Source organism: Phenylobacterium sp. LjRoot219, from assembly GCF_964252995.1.
Classification (GTDB): Bacteria; Pseudomonadota; Alphaproteobacteria; order Caulobacterales; family Caulobacteraceae; genus Phenylobacterium.
Window position 1 is genome coordinate 935,425 of sequence record NZ_CAXUQI020000001.1, and the last position, 17,841, is coordinate 953,265.

Annotated in this window: 19 protein-coding genes; 7 read left to right on the forward strand and 12 right to left on the reverse strand. The window is 70.1% G+C overall.

Annotation, left to right across the window (positions count from 1 at the left end):
- Positions 1-93: 93 nt before the first annotated feature.
- Positions 94-1,485: a class II fumarate hydratase gene (fumC, locus tag ACSQ14_RS04625; RefSeq protein WP_436010195.1), complete on the reverse strand. Its 1,392-nt coding sequence runs from the start codon at positions 1,483-1,485 to the stop codon at positions 94-96.
- An 80-nt stretch (positions 1,486-1,565) separates the two neighbouring features.
- On the opposite strand from fumC, the gene ACSQ14_RS04630 reads away from it, so the two are divergent.
- Entirely contained in the window at positions 1,566-1,943 is a 378-nt protein-coding gene (locus tag ACSQ14_RS04630; RefSeq protein ID WP_436010197.1) for a RusA family crossover junction endodeoxyribonuclease, read from the forward strand.
- Positions 1,944-2,178: 235 nt separating this feature from the next.
- Here ACSQ14_RS04630 and sciP read toward each other — a convergent pair whose 3' ends face one another.
- The 4 genes from sciP to ACSQ14_RS04650 form a co-directional block, all read right to left on the reverse strand.
- The gene (gene sciP / locus ACSQ14_RS04635; protein WP_436010199.1) at positions 2,179-2,466 is read right to left on the reverse strand and encodes a CtrA inhibitor SciP; all 288 of its coding nucleotides are present in this window, start codon (positions 2,464-2,466) and stop codon (positions 2,179-2,181) included.
- 170 nt (positions 2,467-2,636) lie between these two features.
- The gene (locus ACSQ14_RS04640; protein ID WP_436010201.1) at positions 2,637-4,046 is read right to left on the reverse strand and encodes a flagellar hook-basal body complex protein; all 1,410 of its coding nucleotides are present in this window, start codon (positions 4,044-4,046) and stop codon (positions 2,637-2,639) included.
- A gap of 70 nt (positions 4,047-4,116) precedes the next feature.
- Positions 4,117-4,890: a flagellar hook assembly protein FlgD gene (locus ACSQ14_RS04645; protein WP_436010203.1), complete on the reverse strand. Its 774-nt coding sequence runs from the start codon at positions 4,888-4,890 to the stop codon at positions 4,117-4,119.
- An 11-nt stretch (positions 4,891-4,901) separates the two neighbouring features.
- Positions 4,902-5,468 carry a flagellar hook-length control protein FliK gene (locus ACSQ14_RS04650; protein ID WP_436010205.1) on the reverse strand — a complete coding sequence of 189 codons (567 nt, stop codon included), beginning with the start codon at positions 5,466-5,468 and terminating at the stop codon, positions 4,902-4,904.
- A 34-nt stretch (positions 5,469-5,502) separates the two neighbouring features.
- Here ACSQ14_RS04650 and ACSQ14_RS04655 point away from each other — a divergent pair, with 34 nt between their 5' ends.
- From ACSQ14_RS04655 to mnmA, 5 genes are all read left to right on the forward strand, one after another.
- A complete protein-coding gene (locus tag ACSQ14_RS04655) occupies positions 5,503-5,973 on the forward strand; it encodes a hypothetical protein (RefSeq protein ID WP_436010207.1) in 471 nt (156 codons plus the stop codon).
- Positions 5,974-5,998: 25 nt separating this feature from the next.
- Positions 5,999-6,781 carry a hypothetical protein gene (locus tag ACSQ14_RS04660; protein ID WP_436010209.1) on the forward strand — a complete coding sequence of 261 codons (783 nt, stop codon included), beginning with the start codon at positions 5,999-6,001 and terminating at the stop codon, positions 6,779-6,781.
- A gap of 141 nt (positions 6,782-6,922) precedes the next feature.
- Complete coding sequence (flgK, locus tag ACSQ14_RS04665) at positions 6,923-9,019, forward strand: flagellar hook-associated protein FlgK (RefSeq protein ID WP_436010211.1); 2,097 nt, start codon at positions 6,923-6,925, stop codon at positions 9,017-9,019.
- A gap of 13 nt (positions 9,020-9,032) precedes the next feature.
- On the forward strand, positions 9,033-9,971 hold the full coding sequence (locus ACSQ14_RS04670) for a flagellin (protein WP_436010213.1): 939 nt from the start codon (positions 9,033-9,035) through the stop codon (positions 9,969-9,971).
- 162 nt (positions 9,972-10,133) lie between these two features.
- A complete protein-coding gene (mnmA, locus tag ACSQ14_RS04675) occupies positions 10,134-11,318 on the forward strand; it encodes a tRNA 2-thiouridine(34) synthase MnmA (RefSeq protein WP_436010215.1) in 1,185 nt (394 codons plus the stop codon).
- 157 nt (positions 11,319-11,475) lie between these two features.
- On the opposite strand, the gene ACSQ14_RS04680 is transcribed toward mnmA, so the two are convergent.
- Both ACSQ14_RS04680 and ACSQ14_RS04685 read right to left on the reverse strand, forming a co-directional pair.
- Complete coding sequence (locus tag ACSQ14_RS04680) at positions 11,476-11,961, reverse strand: SRPBCC family protein (RefSeq protein ID WP_436010217.1); 486 nt, start codon at positions 11,959-11,961, stop codon at positions 11,476-11,478.
- Positions 11,962-12,029: 68 nt separating this feature from the next.
- Entirely contained in the window at positions 12,030-12,614 is a 585-nt protein-coding gene (locus ACSQ14_RS04685; protein ID WP_436010219.1) for a DUF3617 domain-containing protein, read from the reverse strand.
- A 112-nt stretch (positions 12,615-12,726) separates the two neighbouring features.
- Between ACSQ14_RS04685 and ACSQ14_RS04690 the strand changes: the two genes are divergently transcribed.
- Positions 12,727-12,999: a GNAT family N-acetyltransferase gene (locus ACSQ14_RS04690; protein WP_436010221.1), complete on the forward strand. Its 273-nt coding sequence runs from the start codon at positions 12,727-12,729 to the stop codon at positions 12,997-12,999.
- A 385-nt stretch (positions 13,000-13,384) separates the two neighbouring features.
- Here the strand turns inward: ACSQ14_RS04690 and ACSQ14_RS04695 are convergent, their stop codons facing one another.
- The 5 genes from ACSQ14_RS04695 to ACSQ14_RS04715 form a co-directional block, all read right to left on the reverse strand.
- Complete coding sequence (locus ACSQ14_RS04695) at positions 13,385-13,648, reverse strand: hypothetical protein (protein ID WP_436010223.1); 264 nt, start codon at positions 13,646-13,648, stop codon at positions 13,385-13,387.
- A 240-nt stretch (positions 13,649-13,888) separates the two neighbouring features.
- Entirely contained in the window at positions 13,889-14,779 is an 891-nt protein-coding gene (locus ACSQ14_RS04700) for a glycosyltransferase family 2 protein (RefSeq protein WP_436010225.1), read from the reverse strand.
- Complete coding sequence (locus tag ACSQ14_RS04705) at positions 14,776-15,702, reverse strand: Gfo/Idh/MocA family protein (RefSeq protein ID WP_436010227.1); 927 nt, start codon at positions 15,700-15,702, stop codon at positions 14,776-14,778. Before ACSQ14_RS04705 ends, ACSQ14_RS04700 begins: the two co-directional genes overlap by 4 nt.
- Positions 15,699-16,265, reverse strand: coding sequence for a dTDP-4-dehydrorhamnose 3,5-epimerase family protein (locus ACSQ14_RS04710; protein WP_436010229.1), 567 nt, complete (start codon positions 16,263-16,265; stop codon positions 15,699-15,701). The genes ACSQ14_RS04705 and ACSQ14_RS04710 overlap by 4 nt, the downstream gene beginning before the upstream one ends.
- 169 nt (positions 16,266-16,434) lie before the next feature.
- Positions 16,435-17,790, reverse strand: a complete 1,356-nt coding sequence (locus ACSQ14_RS04715) for an aromatic ring-hydroxylating oxygenase subunit alpha (RefSeq protein WP_436010231.1) — start codon at positions 17,788-17,790, stop codon at positions 16,435-16,437.
- Positions 17,791-17,841: the final 51 nt, after the last annotated feature.

Genomic DNA, 17,841 nt, shown 5'->3' on the forward strand with positions numbered 1-17,841 from the left:
ACGCCGCGCCTGCGGCTTGCCCCCTCCACCCCCCGCTCTGCGGCGGGCGGTCCTCCTCCCCCGCGTTGCGGGGGAGGAGGAGTGTCGTATTGATCAGCTCGGGCTGATCATCTTTTCCGGGCGGACGATTTCGTCGAACTCTTCGTTGGTGACGTAGCCGCCGCCGACGGCTTCCTCGCGCAGGGTGGTGTTGTTCTTGTGCGCGGTCTTGGCGATCTTCGCGGCGTTGTCGTAGCCGATCTTCGGGGCCAGCGCGGTGACCAGCATCAGCGAGCGCTCGAGGTTGGCCTTGATGTTGTCTTCGCGGGCTTCGATGCCGACCACCATGTTGTCGGTGAAGGAGATCGCCGCGTCGCCCAGCAGTTGGGCCGACTGCAGGAAGTTGTAGGCCATCACCGGGTTGAAGACGTTGAGCTGGAAGTGGCCCTGGCTGCCGGCGATCGTCATCGAGGTGTGGTTGCCCATGATGTGGGCGCAGACCATGGTCAGGGCTTCGGCCTGGGTCGGGTTGACCTTGCCCGGCATGATCGACGAGCCCGGCTCGTTCTCCGGCAGCGCCAGTTCGCCCAGGCCGGCGCGCGGGCCGGAGCCCAGGAAGCGCAGGTCGTTGGCGATCTTGAACAGGGCCGCGGCGGCCGAGTTCAGCGCGCCGTGGGCGAACACCATGGCGTCGTGGGCGGCCAGCGCTTCGAACTTGTTCGGCGCGGTGATGAACGGCAGGTGGGTGATGGCGGCGATCTTCTCGGCCACCTTCTTGTCGAAGCCGATCGGCGCGTTCAGGCCGGTGCCGACCGCGGTGCCGCCCTGGGCCAGCTCATAGAGGCCGTAGAGGCTCTCCTTGATGCGGCGCACCGCCATGGCGACCTGGTGCGAGTAGCCGCCGAACTCCTGGCCCAGCGTCAGCGGGGTGGCGTCCTGGGTGTGGGTGCGGCCGATCTTGATGATGTGGTCGAACTCTTCCGCCTTTTTCTTCAGCGCGGCGTGCAGATGCTCCAGCGCCGGCATCACGTGGCGGGCCACCTGCTCGGCGCAGGCGATGTGCATGGCCGTCGGATAGGTGTCGTTCGACGACTGGCTCATGTTGACGTGGTCGTTCGGGTGGATCGGCTTCTTCGAGCCCATCTCGCCCTTGAGGACCTCGATCGCGCGGTTCGAGATCACCTCGTTGGCGTTCATGTTCGATTGGGTGCCGGACCCGGTCTGCCAGACCACCAGCGGGAAGTGGTCGTCGAGCTTGCCGTCGATGACTTCCTGGGCGGCCATGATGATCGGCAGCGCCACGTCCTGGTCGAGCCGGCCGAGCTCCATGTTGGCTTCGGCCGCAGCGCGCTTGACGATGCCCAGCGCGCGGATCATCGGCTTCGGCTGCTTCTCCCAGCCGATCTTGAAGTTCTGGATCGAGCGCTGGGTCTGCGCGCCCCAGTACCGGTCGGCGGGGACCTCGATAGGTCCGAAGGTGTCGGTCTCGGTGCGGGTCGCGGTCATCAGGGCCTCCAGAAATTCGCGCAGGCCGGTTTAGCGGCGTTACACGAGACTGCAAGGCGCTAGCGCTCTATTAGGGCGCGATGAGCGAAGGCTGGATCCAGAGCGGCAAGGTGCGCGCCCGCGAGGCGGACGGCGCAATCGAGGTGGTGGTCGACGGCCTGACCACCCAAGCGAAATACTACAAGCCGCTGATCTACGAGTTCTTCCGCAAGGAATGGCGCGGCGCGCGGCCCGGTTGGGGCGAGTTCGCCGTCGAGATCCACATGGAGTACATCGGCGACCCGCCGTGGCTCGACCTCGACAACCTCGCCAAGGCGATCCTCGACGCGATCAAGGGCTACGTCTTCCACGACGACGCCCAGGTGGCCCGGCTGCTGGTTGAGCGCCGCCCTGGCGAACGTGAGCGGATCACCGTGAACGTGCGCAAGATCGGCGAGATGGCGCGCGAAGCGCCGTAGCCTCCGCACCGGCCTGTCATCCCGGTTTCGCGCAGCGAAGACCGGGACCCAAGAACACGGCGCGGCCGGCGCATGCTCGGCGGCGACGCCGCGGACCTACTCGATCTCCAGTGTTCATGGGGCCTGGACAAGGCGCTGGCGCGCCTTTCCGGGATGACAGGCGGGGGCCAAAGAAAAAGGCCGCGCCCTAAGGGCGCGGCCGATGTTTGCGAGAGCTCCCGGGGGGAACGGGGGCTCAGCGGTATTGTTGCAGCCGTGTGGTGCGGAGCCCCGCCAGGCCGTGGCGATCGATCGACCGCTGCCAGGTGGTGAACTCCTCCGAGGTCAGCGAATAGCGCGCCAGCGCGTCGTCGAGCGAGATCAGCCCGCCGCGGACCGCGGCCACGACCTCCGCCTTGCGGCGGATGACCCAGCGGCCGGTGTTCGGCGGCGGCAGATCCTTCAGCGTGAGCGGCGCGCCGGTCGGACCGATCACATAGGCCTCGCCGCGGGTGTTCGTGCGCGTCTGCTGTTGTTGCAACATGGCTCTACGTCTTTCCCACCATCATCGTTGTTGGCAGGAACGATACGACGCAGCCCCTAACGGCCGCTGAATCCCGAAAGTAAAGAAACATCTAATCAGCGCCTCCCCCGTGTACTGAAATGGCACATACTCTAGGTGTCGCAAGTCGTTAAGGTTTACCGCGACCGGCGTTATCGCTTCATCTGGATGAGCTCATCCAGCATCTGGTCCGCGGTGGTGATGATCTTGGAGGAGGCGGAGTAGGCCTTCTGCGTCGTGATCAGGCCGGTGAACTCCTGCGACAGGTCCACCGTCGAGGCCTCGAGGCTCGAGGGCGAGATCTTGCCGGAGCCCGCGGCGCCCGGGGCCTTGGCGACCATCACGCCGGCGGCGATCGCCGAGGAGTAGGTGTTGCCGCTCGACGGCTTCAGGCCGTCCGGGTTGGGGAAGGTGGCCAGACCGATCTTGGCGATCTTGCGGACCTGCTTGTTGTCGAAGATCGCCGAGACGAAGCCTTCCTCGTCGACCTGCACGGCGATGACGTTGCCGGGACCGGCGCCATCGGAGTTCACCGACTTCAGCTGGTTGGAACCCGCCGATTGCTCGACCTTGCTGAGGTCGAGGGTGATCGACTGGTCGCCGAGGCCGAGGTTGGTCGCCCACTTCGGCGCCGTACCCGTGGCCGAGTTGCCGAGCTGGAAGGTCGGCTTCAGAGAGGGGGCGGCGGAGGCGAAGAAGTCGGCGCTGCTGGCCGGATCGAACTTGCCCTCAGAGGTGAACATGATCTTGCCGCTCTTGATCAGGCCCGGCGCGCCGCCGCTGTCCACGTCGCTGGCCGGGATGGCGTAGACCTCGGCGTGCCACTCGTTCGGGACATCCGACTTCAGCATCGCCAGGGCCACCTTGTGGGTGCCGCCGGCGGAGTCGGTGATGGTCATCTCCATGGTGAAGTCGGGCTTGGTGCCGGTTGGCGAGACGCCGTTGGCGACGTCGTCGGCGTACTGCGCCATGGTCGTGGTCGGGTCGCCGGCCGGATCGTAGGCCGCCTCCGCGCCCGAGATCGCCTGGCTGTTGTAAAGGTTGGCGTTCAGCTCCACGACGCTGGTCGCGGCGACGGCGGTGCCGAGCGCCTTGACGTTGATCGGCTGCATGGCGGTCAGGTCGGACGGGTCGGCGTCGACGATGTCGTTCACCACCGGCCAGCCCTGCAGGTAGAGCTTGGAGTCGTTGACCAGGTAGCCGTTGGCGTCGACGCTGAACGAGCCCGAGCGGGTGAACAGCCGCTGGTCGGAGTTGGTCAGGCCCATGCCCTTGGTGGTGACGACGAAGAAGCCGTCGCCGTTGATGGCGATGTCGGTCGCCGAGTTGGCGGTCTGGATCAGCCCCTGGGTGCTCACCAGCTGGCGCGTCAGCGCCTGCACGCCGCCGGCGGAGTAGTGGCCCGGCACGGCCTGGGCGGTCACCACGCTGGAGAAGTTCGTCTGGTTGCGCTTGTAGGCGACCGTGTTGACGTTGGCGATGTTGTCGGAGATCGAGGCGAGCGCCGAGGAGTTGGCGACCAACCCCGAGACGCCGGCCAGCATGGCTGAGTTGATGCTCATTGCTTCATCTTTCCTTCGATGACCGCAGCGCTGGCGTCCTGCACTTGCGCCCGGCCCGATTTCAGGCCGCTTAAGCCGACGTTTGGTCGGCTGGATTGGTGGGGTCCGGGTCCGTGGCGCTGTCGTCGCCGGAGCCGGAGGTGTCGGTGTCGTCGGGCTCGGTGGGAGCCTCGACGAGCTTGATGTCGCTCACCGCGCTCAGCGGCACCTTGCCGCCGTTGACGGTGATCAGGCCGAGGCCGCCTTCCTGCTGCACCCCGGTGACCACGCCCTGGACGAAGACGCTGCTCGTCACCGTCTCGTTGCTGGAGTCCTTGGCGGTGACCCGCAGGGTGTAGGGGCCGTCAGGCTGCTTGGCGCCGCTGTCGCTCTTGCCGTCCCAGACGAAGCTGTGGTCGCCGGCCTTACGGTCGGCCTCGCCGGCGGCGATGGTGCGGACCGGAATGCCCTGGGCGTCCAGCACCTCGATCTTCACGTCGGCGGCGGCGACCGGCAGGTTGTAGCCCCACTTCGCCTCGCCGTTGGACAGCCGCGCCTCGTCGGTCTCGGCGCGGACTTCCTTGCCGATCAGGCTGACGACGCTGCCGAGGTTGGTGCCGGTGTTGGCGACCAGTTGGGTGAGCAGCTCGTTGCCGGCGATCTGCTGCTCGACCGAGGTCATCTGCACCAGCTGCGCCATGAACTGGTTGGAATCCATCGGCGCGGTCGGATCCTGGTTCTTCAGCTGCGTGGTCAGCAGCGTCAGGAACATGTCGAAGTTCTCGGCCAGGCGGGTGCGGCCGGCCGAGGTCGAGCCCTGCGTCGACGAAGTTTGGTTAATGGGTGAGGTCGCGCTGACGGTCATCGGGTGATCCTTCAGATGCGCACGTCGACGCCGGACGGCGTCAGGCGACGGGAATGGAGCGCGCTGGTCAGCGCGGATTGGGCGGCGTCGCCCGCATGCTCCAGGGCTGCGGCGAAAGCGCGGCCGCGGAAGGCCTGGCCGCCGGAATTGTCGCCGTCCTGGAACTGCTGGCCCGGGTAGGAGCCGCCCTGGTCCTGGGCCACGTCGAACGACAGGCCGCCGGAGAGGTCGAAGCCCGACTGCGCCAGCGCCCGCTGCAGCTCGTTGGCCCGCGAGCGCAGCTCGGCGGCGGCCTGCGGGTTGTCGAACGACATGGCCGCGCTGACCCGGCCGTCGGCGTTGATCTCGACCCGGACGTTCACCCGGCCGAGGCCCATCGGGTCCAACTGGACGTCGAAGTGGGTGGTGCGCGCGCCGAGCTTCTTGACGATCTGCGCCGCCAGGTTGGCGACGGTCTCCGGCGCGCCGCGCACCGCGGCGGGCGGCGCGCTCGCGGCGCTGGTCGCCGGCGCGGCCAGGGCGGGCGCGGCGTCGGCGACCTGGGCGTGGTCGTCGTGGGCCGGCGCCGCCTTGGCCAAGTCGAGCTCGGCGGGGCCGGCTGCGCCGACGGCCGTGTCCTTGGTCAGGTCCGGCTGGCCGGCGCTCGCCGTCTGCGGCGCGACCTGCGCCGGACCGGAGGTCGGGGCCTGGGCGGCGCGCGCGGCGGGGCCGGTCAGGGCCGGTTCGGCGGCGCTCGTCTCGCGGCTGGCGCGCGCGGGCTTGGCCGGCTTGTCGGTGATGGGCGCGGGCGCGGCCGGCGGCGCGGCGGCCGGCGCGGCGGCCGGCGTCGCGACGACCGGCTGGGCGACGGGCCGCCGGCGGCGGCTCGGCCGGACGGGCTGCGGCTTCGCCGCGGGGACCGTGGGCGTCGTGGACGCCGCTTGCGGGGCGGGCGCGGCGGCGTCGGTCGCGGCCTTGGCGAGGGCGCGGCGCCGGCGGCGCTTCAGACGCGTCCACCGTCGCCGGGAGGGGTTCGGCGGCCGGTTCGCCGGGAGCGACGGGCAGGGCGAGCGGCTCGGCGGCGACGGGCGCGCCGGCCGATGATCCGCCGCTTTCCACGGGCGCGGCCGTGGTGGTCGCGATCGGCTGCGGCGCGGGCGGCGGCGTCAGCAGCGCCAGCATCGTGGCCAGGTCGCCGGGGACGGCGGCGTCCGTAGCGGCTTCCGCCTCGTCGGCGACGACCGGCGCTTCGTCCGAGGGCTCAGCCCCGGCGACGAGGTCCGTCGGATCCGCAAGGAGCGGCGGCGCGGCTGGCGGCAGGGTCGTCGGCGCGGCGGCGGCCGGCTGTTGCGCCAGCTCCGGCGGGTTCACCAGGGTCGGCTGGGCCGCAAGGTGCGCCGGCGCGACGGCCGGCAGGCCGGCGTCAAGGGCCAGTTGCGTCGGGTCGATCAGCAAGGTCGTCGCCGCGTCCACCGGCGCGGTCGCCAGCGGTGCGACCGCCGACGTCCCCGCGCCGAGCGACGCCTGGGCGCCGGCGTCCAGCATCGCGTCGGTCGAGGCGAAGAAGGCGTTCATCATCGCCTCGAAGCCCGCGACCGCGCCGCCGGACGCGGCCGACGCGCCGGCGCCGGGTGCGGCGGCGCCGGGAACAGAAGCGGTGATGTTGCTGACGGACGCGGACACGAAGGACGTCTCGATTGGCGAGGGGGCGCGTGCTGCGCTGGGGGTTCCCAATGACCGGAGCAACCTTCGGGCCAAACCGCAGATGGCTGATTTATCTAGATTTTCTCGACGATCGGTCTGGCGGCGGCGGGGCGCTGCGTCGAAAATTGCCGGGCTGTCCGGGCCCCGCTGTGGCGTTCCCTGCCGGGCCGATCGGGCCATTCCGGCTCTGGCGCCGCTCTTGCGTTAACCCTGTTGGGCTCTGCCGAGCCTGAAAGGGTCAGCCTTGAAAACGCTGAAGAATTGCGAATTGCGGGCGCCGTGCGGGCGCCGAAACGTCCCGGCAGTTTCTTACCGGGCGCGCAGCGTTTGCCGGGCGCAGGGGTAACCGATGTCTTTGAACGCCACGCTCCGCACCGCGACTTCCGGCCTGAACGCCGCGCAGATGGGCCTGCGCGCGGTCTCTGACAACATCGCCAACGTCAACACGCCCGGGTACGTCCGCAAGACCCTCGACCAGCGGCCGCTGGTGGTCGCCGGCCAGGGCATGGGCGTCCAGGTCGCCGGCACCAAGCGGATCACCGACCAGTACCTGACCCTGGCCAGCCAGATGGCGGCCGGCGAGTCCAGCCGCTGGGGCGCCTACTCCCAATATATGGACACGATCCAGGGGATGTACGGCGACCCGGCGAGCGACAACTTTTACTTCAACCGGCTGGACACGATCTTCTCCGGCTTCACCGCCGCGGCCAATGACCCGGCCTCGGCGCTGCTGCGCAGCCAGGCGATCTCCAACGTCCAGGACTTCCTCAACGACTCCCAGCGGATCAACGCCCAGCTGACGTCGCTGAACGACACCATGGACACGCGGATCTTCGCCGACGTGTCCCAGGCCAACGACCTCTTGACGCGCATCACCGCGCTGAACTCCGACATCGTCCGCGCCAAGCTGATCGAACAGGACGCCTCGGGCGCCGAGAACATCCAGGCCCAGCTGGTCGACCAGCTCGCCGGCCTGATCGGCGTGCGGGTCTCGCCGCACGCCGGCGGCGGGGTCGACATCCGCTCGCCGGACGGCCTGCTGCTCGCCGGCGACAGCTCGGTGACGCTCACCTACAACTCGAGCCCCGGCGTGCCCGGCTACATCACCGCGGTCTCGCCGAACGGCGGCGCGGCCCAGCCGCTGCAGCTCGACGGCGGCGAAGTGCGCGGGCTGCTCGAGCTGCGCAACACCACCCTGCCGCAGATGAGCGATCAGCTCGGCGAGTTCGTCGAGCGGGCGGTGGCCCAGCTGAACGCGGCGCACAACGCCTCGAGCGCCGTGCCGGCGCCGGCGAGCCTGAACGGGCGCAACACCGGGCTCGACCTGGAGAGCGCGGTGAGCGGCTTCACCGGTCAGTCGACCGTGGCGCTGACCGACCCCTCCGGCGTCATCCAGCACCGGGTGACGATCGACTTCGACGCGATGACCCTGAGCGTCAACGGCGGGCCGGCGAGCGCCTTCTCCGCGGCCAGCTTCGACACCGACCTGACCGCGGCGCTCGGCGGCATGGGCAGCGCCAGCTTCACCAACGGCGCGCTCAGCATCAACGCGTCCGGCGGACTGGGCGTGGCGATCGACGAGGGCACCTCGCAGAAGGCCGGCCGGCAGTTCTCGCACTTCTTCGGCCTGAACGACCTGATCCGCACCACCGGCCTCGGCACCTACGACACCGGCCTGAAGCTCAGCGACGCGCACGGCTTCACGCCGGGCGACACCATCACCATGCGGGTCTCGCAGCCGGACGGAAAGCCGATCCGCGACGTGACGGTGACCATTCCGGCCGGCGGGACCATGGCCGATCTGGTCAGCGCGCTGAACAACACCAGCAACGGCGTCGGCCTGTACGGTGCGTTCAACCTCGACAGCCAGGGCCGGCTGAGCTTCGCCGGCACGCCGCCGGCCAACGCCAGCCTGTCGATGCTGCGCGACAGCGCCACGCGCGGGGCCGGCGGGCCGTCGTTCAGCCAACTGTTCGGCGTCGGCGCCGGCGAGCGGTCGTCGCGCGCCACCCAGTACAAGCTGGACACGGCGATCACCGGCAACGCGAGCAAGCTCGCCTTCGCCCACCTCGACCTGGACGTCGCCGCCGGCGCCCCGGCGCTGCGTGCCGGCGATGCGCGCGGGGCGCTGGCGCTGGCTAACGCCGGCGACGTCAACACCAGCTTCGGCGCGTCCGGCGGGCAGAGCACGCTGACGATGACGCTGTCGCGCTACGCCTCGGAGTTCTCGGGCTCGATCGCCCGCAAGGCCGCCGACGCCCAGAGCCGCGCCGACGCGGCCGACGCGGTGAGGACCGAGGCCGACGCGCGTCGGCAGTCGGTCGAAGGCGTCAACCTCGACGAAGAACTGGTGAATCTCACCACCTATCAGCAGGCGTTCAACGCCTCCGCGCGGATGATCCAGGCCGCCAAGGAGTTGTTCGACGTGCTGACGAACATGATCTGACGGAGAACCGCTGGTGAACCGCGTCTCGACCTCGGGCAACTATTCGACCGTGCTGGCCAACCTGAACCGGGCCCAGCAGAGCCAGATGCATTTTGGCAATCAGGTGGCGACCCAGCGCAAGGGGTCCGACCTGAAGGCCTTCTCCACCACCGCCGACACGCTGACGGCGATGAACACGGTGAAGGCGCGGCTGAAGACCTACCAGGACCAGAACCGGGTGATCTCCGACCGGCTGTCCAGCCAGGACGTGGCGCTCAACCAGATCACCGACGCGGCGGCCTCGGTCCGCGAGGCGCTGGCCAACGCGCTCGCCACCGGCAGCTCCGAGACCATGATGACCAACATCAAGGCGCAGATGGCGACGGCGGTCGAGGGCATGAACGCCCGCTACAACGGCAAGTACCTGTTCGCCGGCGGCCAGGTCGACACCAAGCCGGTGTCGGTCAGCTCGCTCGACGAACTCACCGATCCGGCGCCGCCCGCGCCGCCGGTGGACGTCTCCAGCTTCTTCCACAACGACGACTACAAGATCCAGAACAAGCTGGACGACTCCACCACCGTGGAGACCGGCGTGCTGGCCTCGAACGTCGGCACGGCCATGATGACCGCCCTGCACGCCCTGCAGAACTCGCCGGTCGGACCGTTCGAGGGCAAGCTGACCGTCGACCAGCAGACCTGGATCCAGCAGCAGCTGGACGACTGGGACACGATCCGCTCGGACCTGACGACCATGACCGCGGCCAACGGCCTGATCCAGAAGCGGCTCGACACCAGCAAGGACTTCGTCGACGCCCAGGACGTCACCATCGCCGGCATGATCGGCGACATCGTCGACGCCGACATGGGCCAGGCCGCCACCCAGCTGCAGATGGCGCAGGTCGCCGTGCAGGCCGCCGCCCACGTCTTCCAGACCCTGCAGGGCTCGTCGCTGCTCAGCATCCTGCCGGCGTAAGGCGCTCAGGATAGGGGGAGCTCCCGCGGAGCGGGTGAGGGGGGGGAACCCCCAACCGCGGCCTTCAACCCCCTCCGGCCCTCCGGGCCACCTCCCCCTGAGAGGGGGAGGATCTGACGCACTCCCCTCGCAAAGCCCCGCCCTCGCCGCTAAATAGGCGCGATGACGACCGCCTCCGCCCTCCTGCGCGACGCTCCCGACGGCCTGATCGCCGCCGCGCGCGAGGCCGTGCGCCTGCCGGCGGGGACCCGCATCGTCGCGGCGATGTCCGGCGGCGTGGACTCCACGGTGACCGCGGCGCTGCTGGCCAAGGCCGGCTACGACGTGGTCGGCGTCACCCTGCAGCTCTATGACCACGGCGCGGCGATCCAGAAGAAGGGCGCCTGCTGCGCCGGTCAGGACATCCACGACGCCCGCGTGGCGGCCGACGCGATCGGCATCCCGCACTATGTGCTCGACTACGAAAGCCGCTTCCGCCAGCAGGTGATGGAAGACTTCGCCGACGCCTATCTGCGCGGCGAGACGCCGATCCCCTGCGTGCGCTGCAACCAGACGGTCAAGTTCCGCGACCTCTTGGACACCGCCCGCGAGCTCGGCGCCGAGGCGATGGCCACCGGCCACTACGTGCGCCGCGAGGTCGGGCCGGCCGGGCCGGAGCTGCACCGCGCGGCCGATCCGGCGCGCGACCAGAGTTATTTCCTGTTCGCCACCACCAGCGAGCAGCTGGATTTCCTGCGCTTCCCGCTGGGCGGCCTGCCGAAGCCGGCGGTGCGCGCCGCCGCCGGCGAGCTCGGCCTGTCGGTCGCCGACAAGCCGGACAGCCAGGACATCTGCTTCGTGCCGGAAGGCCGCTACACCACGGTCATCGACCGGCTGCGGCCGCAGGGCGCCGAGCCCGGCGACATCGTCCACCTCGACGGCCGCACGCTCGGCCGGCACCACGGCGTCACCCGCTACACGATCGGCCAGCGGCGGGGGCTGAACGTCGCCGTCGGCGACCCGCTGTTCGTGGTGAAGATCGACGCCGACCGCCGGCAGGTGGTCGTCGGCCCCCGCGAGGCCCTGCTCACCCAGGCGCTGACGCTGAAGGAGAGCAACTGGATCGGCGAAGGGGCCTCGATCGAGGCGGCCTGCGACGCCGCGCGGCCGGTGCTGGCCCGGGTCCGCTCGACCCGCGAGCCGGTCGCCGGGCGACTGGCGCTTGTCGACGGCCAGCCGGGCCTGCAGTTCGACGGCGCCGAAGAAGGCGTCGCCCCCGGCCAGGCCTGCGTGCTCTACGCCCCGGAAGCCCCGACCCGCGTGCTTGGCGGCGGCTTCATCGCCGGCACCGTGCGGAACGCGGACTAGCAACCATGGGTGTTATCCCGGAAAGCGCGGAGCGCTTGTCCGGGATCCAAGAACACAGGGATGCGGGATTGGCTCCGCGGTCTATGAGGTCCTGCGACGCCGTGTTCATGGATCCCGGTCTTCGCTCCGCGAAACCGGGATGACAGCTAAGGGCGAGCTACAGCGTCTTCGCCAGGGCTTCCATCTGCTCGGCGCAGACGCCCCAGCCTTCGTGGAAGCCCATCTTCTCGTGCTGCTCGACGCTCTCGCGGGTCCAGTGGCGGGCGCGGGCGATGTAGAGGGTCGTGCCGTCGCCGGCGTCCTCGAAGGTGATCTCGCCAGTGAACATCGGGTTTTCGGTGGTCCGCCAGCCCTCGGTGAAAGCGTCGGTGAACACCAGCTTCTGGTTCGGCACGACCTCCAGGTAGAGGCCGTTGTTGGGGAAGGACTCGCCGTCGGGGCCGTGGAAGATGGTCTGGCTGACGCCGCCCGGGCGCACGTCCATCTTCACGACCTCGGCGCGCCAGGGCTTGGGGCAGAACCACTGGGGGATCAGCTCCGGGTCGGTCCAGCAGCGGAACAGCTTGTCCGGCGAGGCGGCGATCTTGCGGGCGATCACCAGCTCGCGGTCGTTCTCCGGCTTGATGTCGACGGGGGTGGCCATGGGTATCTCCTCGGAAGGTCTGTCTGGGTTGGCGCCCTAAGGACGAGCGAGGCCGCACGGCGCCGACATCAGCCGTGCGGAATTTTCAGCATGTTGAGCTTCACGCCGCCGGGCAGCCGCACGTCGCCGGGGACCATGCCGGACGGGCAGGGGCCCTTCCAGACCGCGTCCAGTGTCATCGCGTGGCGGCCGTTCATCTGCGGCGCCTTCGCGCCGGTGACGGTGTGCTGGGCGCTGACCTTGTAGGCCCGGGCGAGGTCGCCGGTGACCGCGCCCACGGTCGAGCTCTTGCCGTTCTCGCCCAGGTCGCAGTCGGTGGTGAAGTCGAAGCCGCCGCCGGCGCGGGTGGTGACCTTGGCCGGGGTGCAGCCCTTGCGGCCGGCGTTCTGGCCCCAGACGGTGAACCGCTCGGCCACCGCCCGGTCGAGGCACAGCTGGCTGGCCTGGGTCACCCCGTCGCTCGACACCTTCTGCTCCCAGAGGCCGGGCGCGCGGTCGGGCAGGGCGGTCGGCAGGACCGGCGGCGCGACGCTGGCGGCGGGACCGGAGTTCGGCGGCGCCGGCAGCTTGGGCGGCGCGGTCTCCGGCTTGCGGTCGCAGGCGACCAGGGCGGCGGCGAGCCCGGCGAGGGCGAGGATCTGGGCTTTGCGCATGTGACCGGGCCTCCCATTTTGTGCGGGCGAGCTTCGCGCCGACGCCGGCCGGGATCAATCCGCCTGCCGTCGCGCGCGTTTCGGCGATAGCGTCAGTGCAGAAGGAGGCGTGATGGGCGACCTGCGCAACAACCGCGACCAGTCCCGCTACGAGATGGACGAGGAGGGGCACACGTCCTACGCCGACTACCGGCGGCAGGGCGACCAGCTCTATCTCGACTATGTCTATGCGCCGCCGCCGTTGCGCGGCTCCGGCGCTGCCGGAAGGCTGATGGCCGCGCTCGCCGCCGACGCCCGCGCGCAGAACCTGAGGATCATCCCGATCTGCGGCTATGCCTCGGCCTGGCTGCGCCGCAGCCACGAGTTCCGCGATCTGGTGGGGTAGTCACCTTCGCCCGCTCGTCCCCGCGAACGCGGGGATCCAGGCTTTTCCGCTGGAGACGCGGGCGACCCTAAAAAACCTGGGTCCCCGCTTTCGCGGGGATGACCGGAGAGGGTGCGCGCGATCAGGGTGAAGAAAAACAGTGAATCGGCGCGGCCGAGCGACGGGCTCGTCGGAACGACGCGGGGGATCAGCGCATCGTCGACGCAAAGCATGAAAACCGCTCGACCGCGCTCCGGAAGGCGTGTGTCAGGCCGGGACGGGCGGCTGTCCCTGATCGGGAAAGCCCCGCCGGGCGCCTGGCCGGGTCTCCGTGGTTAACGGAGGGCCCTTAGCGCCAGGCGCCGCTCAGCAGACGTAGTAACCTTCATTAACGCGCGCGCGGCCGTCAGGCGGTGCGGGCGACGATCGCATCCAGGGTTTGGACGCGCGCTTCGACGTCCTCGACCAGACGCCGCGCGATGTCGCGCACGCCCGGCGGATAGGCGTCGCCGCCCTCGGCGATTTCGGCCGCCAGGGTCTCGACCTCGACCATCGCCGCGCTCAGCGCCTTGATGTGGTCCTTGGCCAGCTGTCGGGCTTCCGACTGCAGGCGGCGCACACGTTGCGCGACGGTTTCGCTCTTCGGCGAGGCGGCGGCAGCGGCTTTCATGTCGTTGTCGGCGACAACGCTCAGAGACGGTGACATGCGATAATACCTCAAATCCCCAACCCAGGTTCTTTTGTGCGGCCGCGGTCCCCGATGGACCGCATCAAATGCCAACAAGCCCTGCTGTTCCATCTACGGACAAGTACAGCTCAGGTTCCCTGTCTCTGGCATGAACGGCGCCAGAGTTCGCTCGCAAGGCGAAGGTGGTGATTCGGCGCCACGGTATGGCGTTAACGGACAGGGTTAACCGCCAGGGTTTCCCGGGTCCGCCAGGTTCGCGGTGAGCCGGGCCAGGGCGGCGCTCAGCTCGGCGATGCGCGCCTCGGCGGCGTCGTTGCGGTGCGCCAGGAAGGTGCGCTGCTGACGCCAGCGGAGCGCCATGGCGCCATAGTCGAGCAGGGCCGCGCGCCACACCTCGTCGCGAAACGCCGGCTGGCTGAGCCGCTCGACGTGCGCCGCGATCTCCGCCTGGCGCTGCTCCAGGCTGAAGGCGGCCCGCAGCACATTCGGGAAGCCGAGGCTGGTCGCGACCGGCCGGGTGGCGAAGCGCACGCCCGGCTGCGCCAGGAACTTCCGCCACATGAAGAGGTCGCTCCAGACGCCCTGGGGCGCCGGGGACCAGCCGACCGGCAGCGCGCGGTAGGTCGCCAGCCGATAGGCCGCGCAGGTCGGGCCGAAGAAGTTGTAGGCGCTGTGCTGCATGTTCGCCCGCACCGCCGGATGTCCCAGATCGGCCAGTTGCAGATAGGCCGTCCCGTCCGGGCGCATCTGCACGCCGAGCAGGTTGCCGAAATCGGCGGTGGCCATCAGCTGTTCGGCCTCGGTCAGGTGGTCGTCGAACCACAGGTCGTCGTCGGCAATCTGGCAGACGTAGCGGCCCGACGCCTGCTGCAGCGCCAGATGCCGCCAGGCCTCGCCGTTCCGCTCGCCCTTCGGATGGGCGAACACCCGCACGCGCGGATCGGCGGCGGCGAAGGCCTGGGCCGTCTCGACGGTCGTGGCCGGCGCGCCGTCGCAGACGATGAACAGCTCCAGCGAAGCACAGCTCTGCGCCAGCACCGAGCGCACCGCGAACGGCAGCAGGTCCGGCGGCCGGTAGACCGGCAGCAGCACGGTGAACAGCGGCGGGCTCATGCGACGGACGGCGGCAGGCCGAGCGCGGCTTCGATCTCCGCCAGCCGCGCGACGACCAGCGCGCCGTCGGCGGCGCTGGAGCAGGGCGGCGGGCCTTCGCCGCGGAGGTGGGCCAGGAAGGCCCGCAACTCGGCCTCCAGCGGCATCTCGGTCGAGATCGGCAGGACCAGGGCCTCGGCGGCCGGCTCGCCCGGCGCGCCGCGGCGCACCTGCAGGCCGGCGTCATAGGCGTCGGTCAGTTCCAGCGTTCCGAGCTGGCCGACCACCAGGCAGCGCCGGCGGTGGCCGGTCTCGACGATGCCGGCCTCGACGATCACCTGGGTCTCGGCGTCCTGGAGCACCGCCACGAAGCCCAGTTCCGGGCGGCCCGGGACCACGGCGAAGGCCTGCGCCAGCGGCGGCAGCCGGCCCAGCACATGCAGGGTGATCGCCAGGTCGTGCGGCGTCAGCACCCACAGCGGGGTGACGTCGCGGTGTGGGCTCGACCACTGCCAGCGCGAGGCGCGGATCGCGAGGACGCGGCCCAGCTTGCCCGCCGCCACCTCCTGCCGCATCGCCTCGACGCCCGGGTGGTGGCGCCACTTGTCCATCACGAACAGCCGCTCGGGGGCGAGTGCGGCGAGCCGCTGGGCGCTGCCGGAGTCGGTGGTCATCGGCTTCTCGACGAAGATCGGCTTGCCGGCCGCGACGATCGTCCCCAGCACCGCGGCGTGGGTCGCGGCCGGCGTGGCGACCACATAGGCGTCGACCGCCGCCGGTTCGGGCAGCGCGGTTCCGGCGGCGCGCGCGCCGGAACCGCGGGCGAAGGCGGCGGTCGCCTCGCTGCGGCAGGTCACCTCGACTTCGCAGCCCAGCTTCAGCAGGTCGCGGAGGATCAACCGGCCCCAGCGGCCGCATCCGATCAGGCCGATGCGCGGCGTCATGCGGCGTCGTGCTCGGTCAGGACCGCACAGAGCTCGGCATAGGAGCCGGCGTGCTGGTCGCGCTCCGACAGCACCGGGGCGTCGCACGGCCAGACGAGATTGAGCGCCGGCGCGTCCCAGGCGCAGCCGAACTCGTCGGAGCCGTTCCAGGCCTCAGTGACGCCGTAGATGTGGGTCGCCGCCTGCGGGAAGTAGAAGCCGTGACAGACGCCGGGCGGCACCACCACGAGGTGCGGATCGTCCGCCTCGAGCCGAAGCAGCAGCGAGCGGCCGAAGCTCGGCGAGCCGCGCCGCGGGTCGTGCAGGCCGAGGATCATCTCGCCGGCGGCCATGGTCAGGTAGTCGACGTGGCGGATATGGGCGTGCACGCCGCGCAGCACGTTCGGCTCGGAACGGACCAGGTTCCACTGCACCGCCGGCGGCTGGTCCGACCAGCTCTGCCGCCAGATCTCGCGGAAGCTTCCGCGTTCATCGAGGTGCTCGCGGATGGCGCGGACCTGCACGCCGGCCGGCAAGGCCTGCGGCTCGAGCGAACTCGCCCGGACGATCGTCGACGTCAGCACCCCGCACCCCACTCCAGCTTGCAACCGCCGGTTAACACGGCCGTCGCCGGGGCGCACGCGGGGGCGGGGCGGTCAGGTGGTCGCGGAGGCGGTTCTAAATTCGCCATCCCGGACGGCCTGCAAGGCCCGGCTCTCTGCTGGCTACGGCCGGGATGACGGAGATGGGGGCTCAGAACGGCTCGGGCGCGCCGGTTCCCATGTATTCGGCCAGCATCTTGTGGAAGTGGATGATCGCCAGCTCCTGCTCGGGGCTGGGGCGCGGGCCGGGGAAGCCGCGGGACTTCATGCCCTGCTGCACCTTCGGCATGTTCTGGAAGTCCTGCGACAGGATCAGCCGCCACTTCTCCTCGGTCGGGTCGGGTTCGTAGACCCACTCGGTCTTCGGCTCCTGCCCCTCGGGGAAGCGCTCGAGCACATAGACCTCGAAGATGCAGCTGTTCGGGTCGTCGCCGTTCGGCCGCGCGCGGTAGCACAGCGCGGTGGTCAGCGACGGCAGGATCACGGTGTTGGGGAACAGATGCCAGTCGTGGCCGACCTGGCCCATGTAGCCGGGCGGCAGGTCCGGCCAGGCCACGCCGCGCGCCTCGTCGATCCCCTTGGCCCGCTTCATCAGGTGCATGCCGACCTCGGCGGGCGTGGCCTCCGGCGGCAGTTCCTCGGTCAGCTTCGCGGCGACCTCGACGAAGGTCTGGGTGGTGGTGGCGTTGACCGTCTCGTAGATCGAGATGATCTGCTCGGCGGCGACGACCCGCGGGTCCTGGCCCGCCTGGGTGCGCACCGCGCCGGCGAGGCCGCCTTCGGTCCGCGCCGCGCCGCCGCGCGGCTGGCCCATGCCGTGCCAGGTGTGCTTGCCGCCGGCCTTGCTCCAGTTCTTGGTGGTGCCCCACTTGGTCCGCTGCGGGTGGGTGGCGTCGAGGTGGTAGCTCTCGTTGAACGCCTCGATGGCGGTCTTCCAGTTGCACGGGAAGTACAGCCACTGCCGCCAGCGGAAGCGCATCCGCTCCAGCTCGAACGGCTCGAGCAGCGGCGAGGCCGGCTTCAGGTAGTCGAGCAGCGGCTCGCAGTCCGGATCCATGTTGATCCACACCCAGCCGCCCCAGGTGTCGACCTGGACCTGCTTCATCCGCAGGTTCTCGGGCGTGAACGACGCGCCCCAGTCCTCACGGTCGAGCACGAAGGCGTTCTCGCCGTTCAGGTCCCAGCGCCAGCCGTGGAAGCGGCAGTAGAACTGGGCAGTGTGGCCGCAGCCTTCCGTCAGCCGCCGGCCGCGGTGCAGGCAGACGTTGTAGAAGGCCTGGATCCTGTCCTTGGCGGTGCGCACGACGATGATCGACTCGTCGAGGATGTCGTAGGTGACGTAGTCGCCGACCTTCGGCAGCTCCTCGACGCGGCAGGCGACCTGCCAGACCTTGCCCCAGAGCTTCTCGGCCTCGGCGCGGGCGTATTCCTGCGAGGTGTAGGCCTCGACCGGGATGACCACCGGCGTCGTCGAGGACTCGCCCGGATACCTGCTGACGTCGTTCATCGTGTCCTCCCTCGGCCAGGCCGAGTCGTCGTTTCGTGCGCCGCGGGCGGG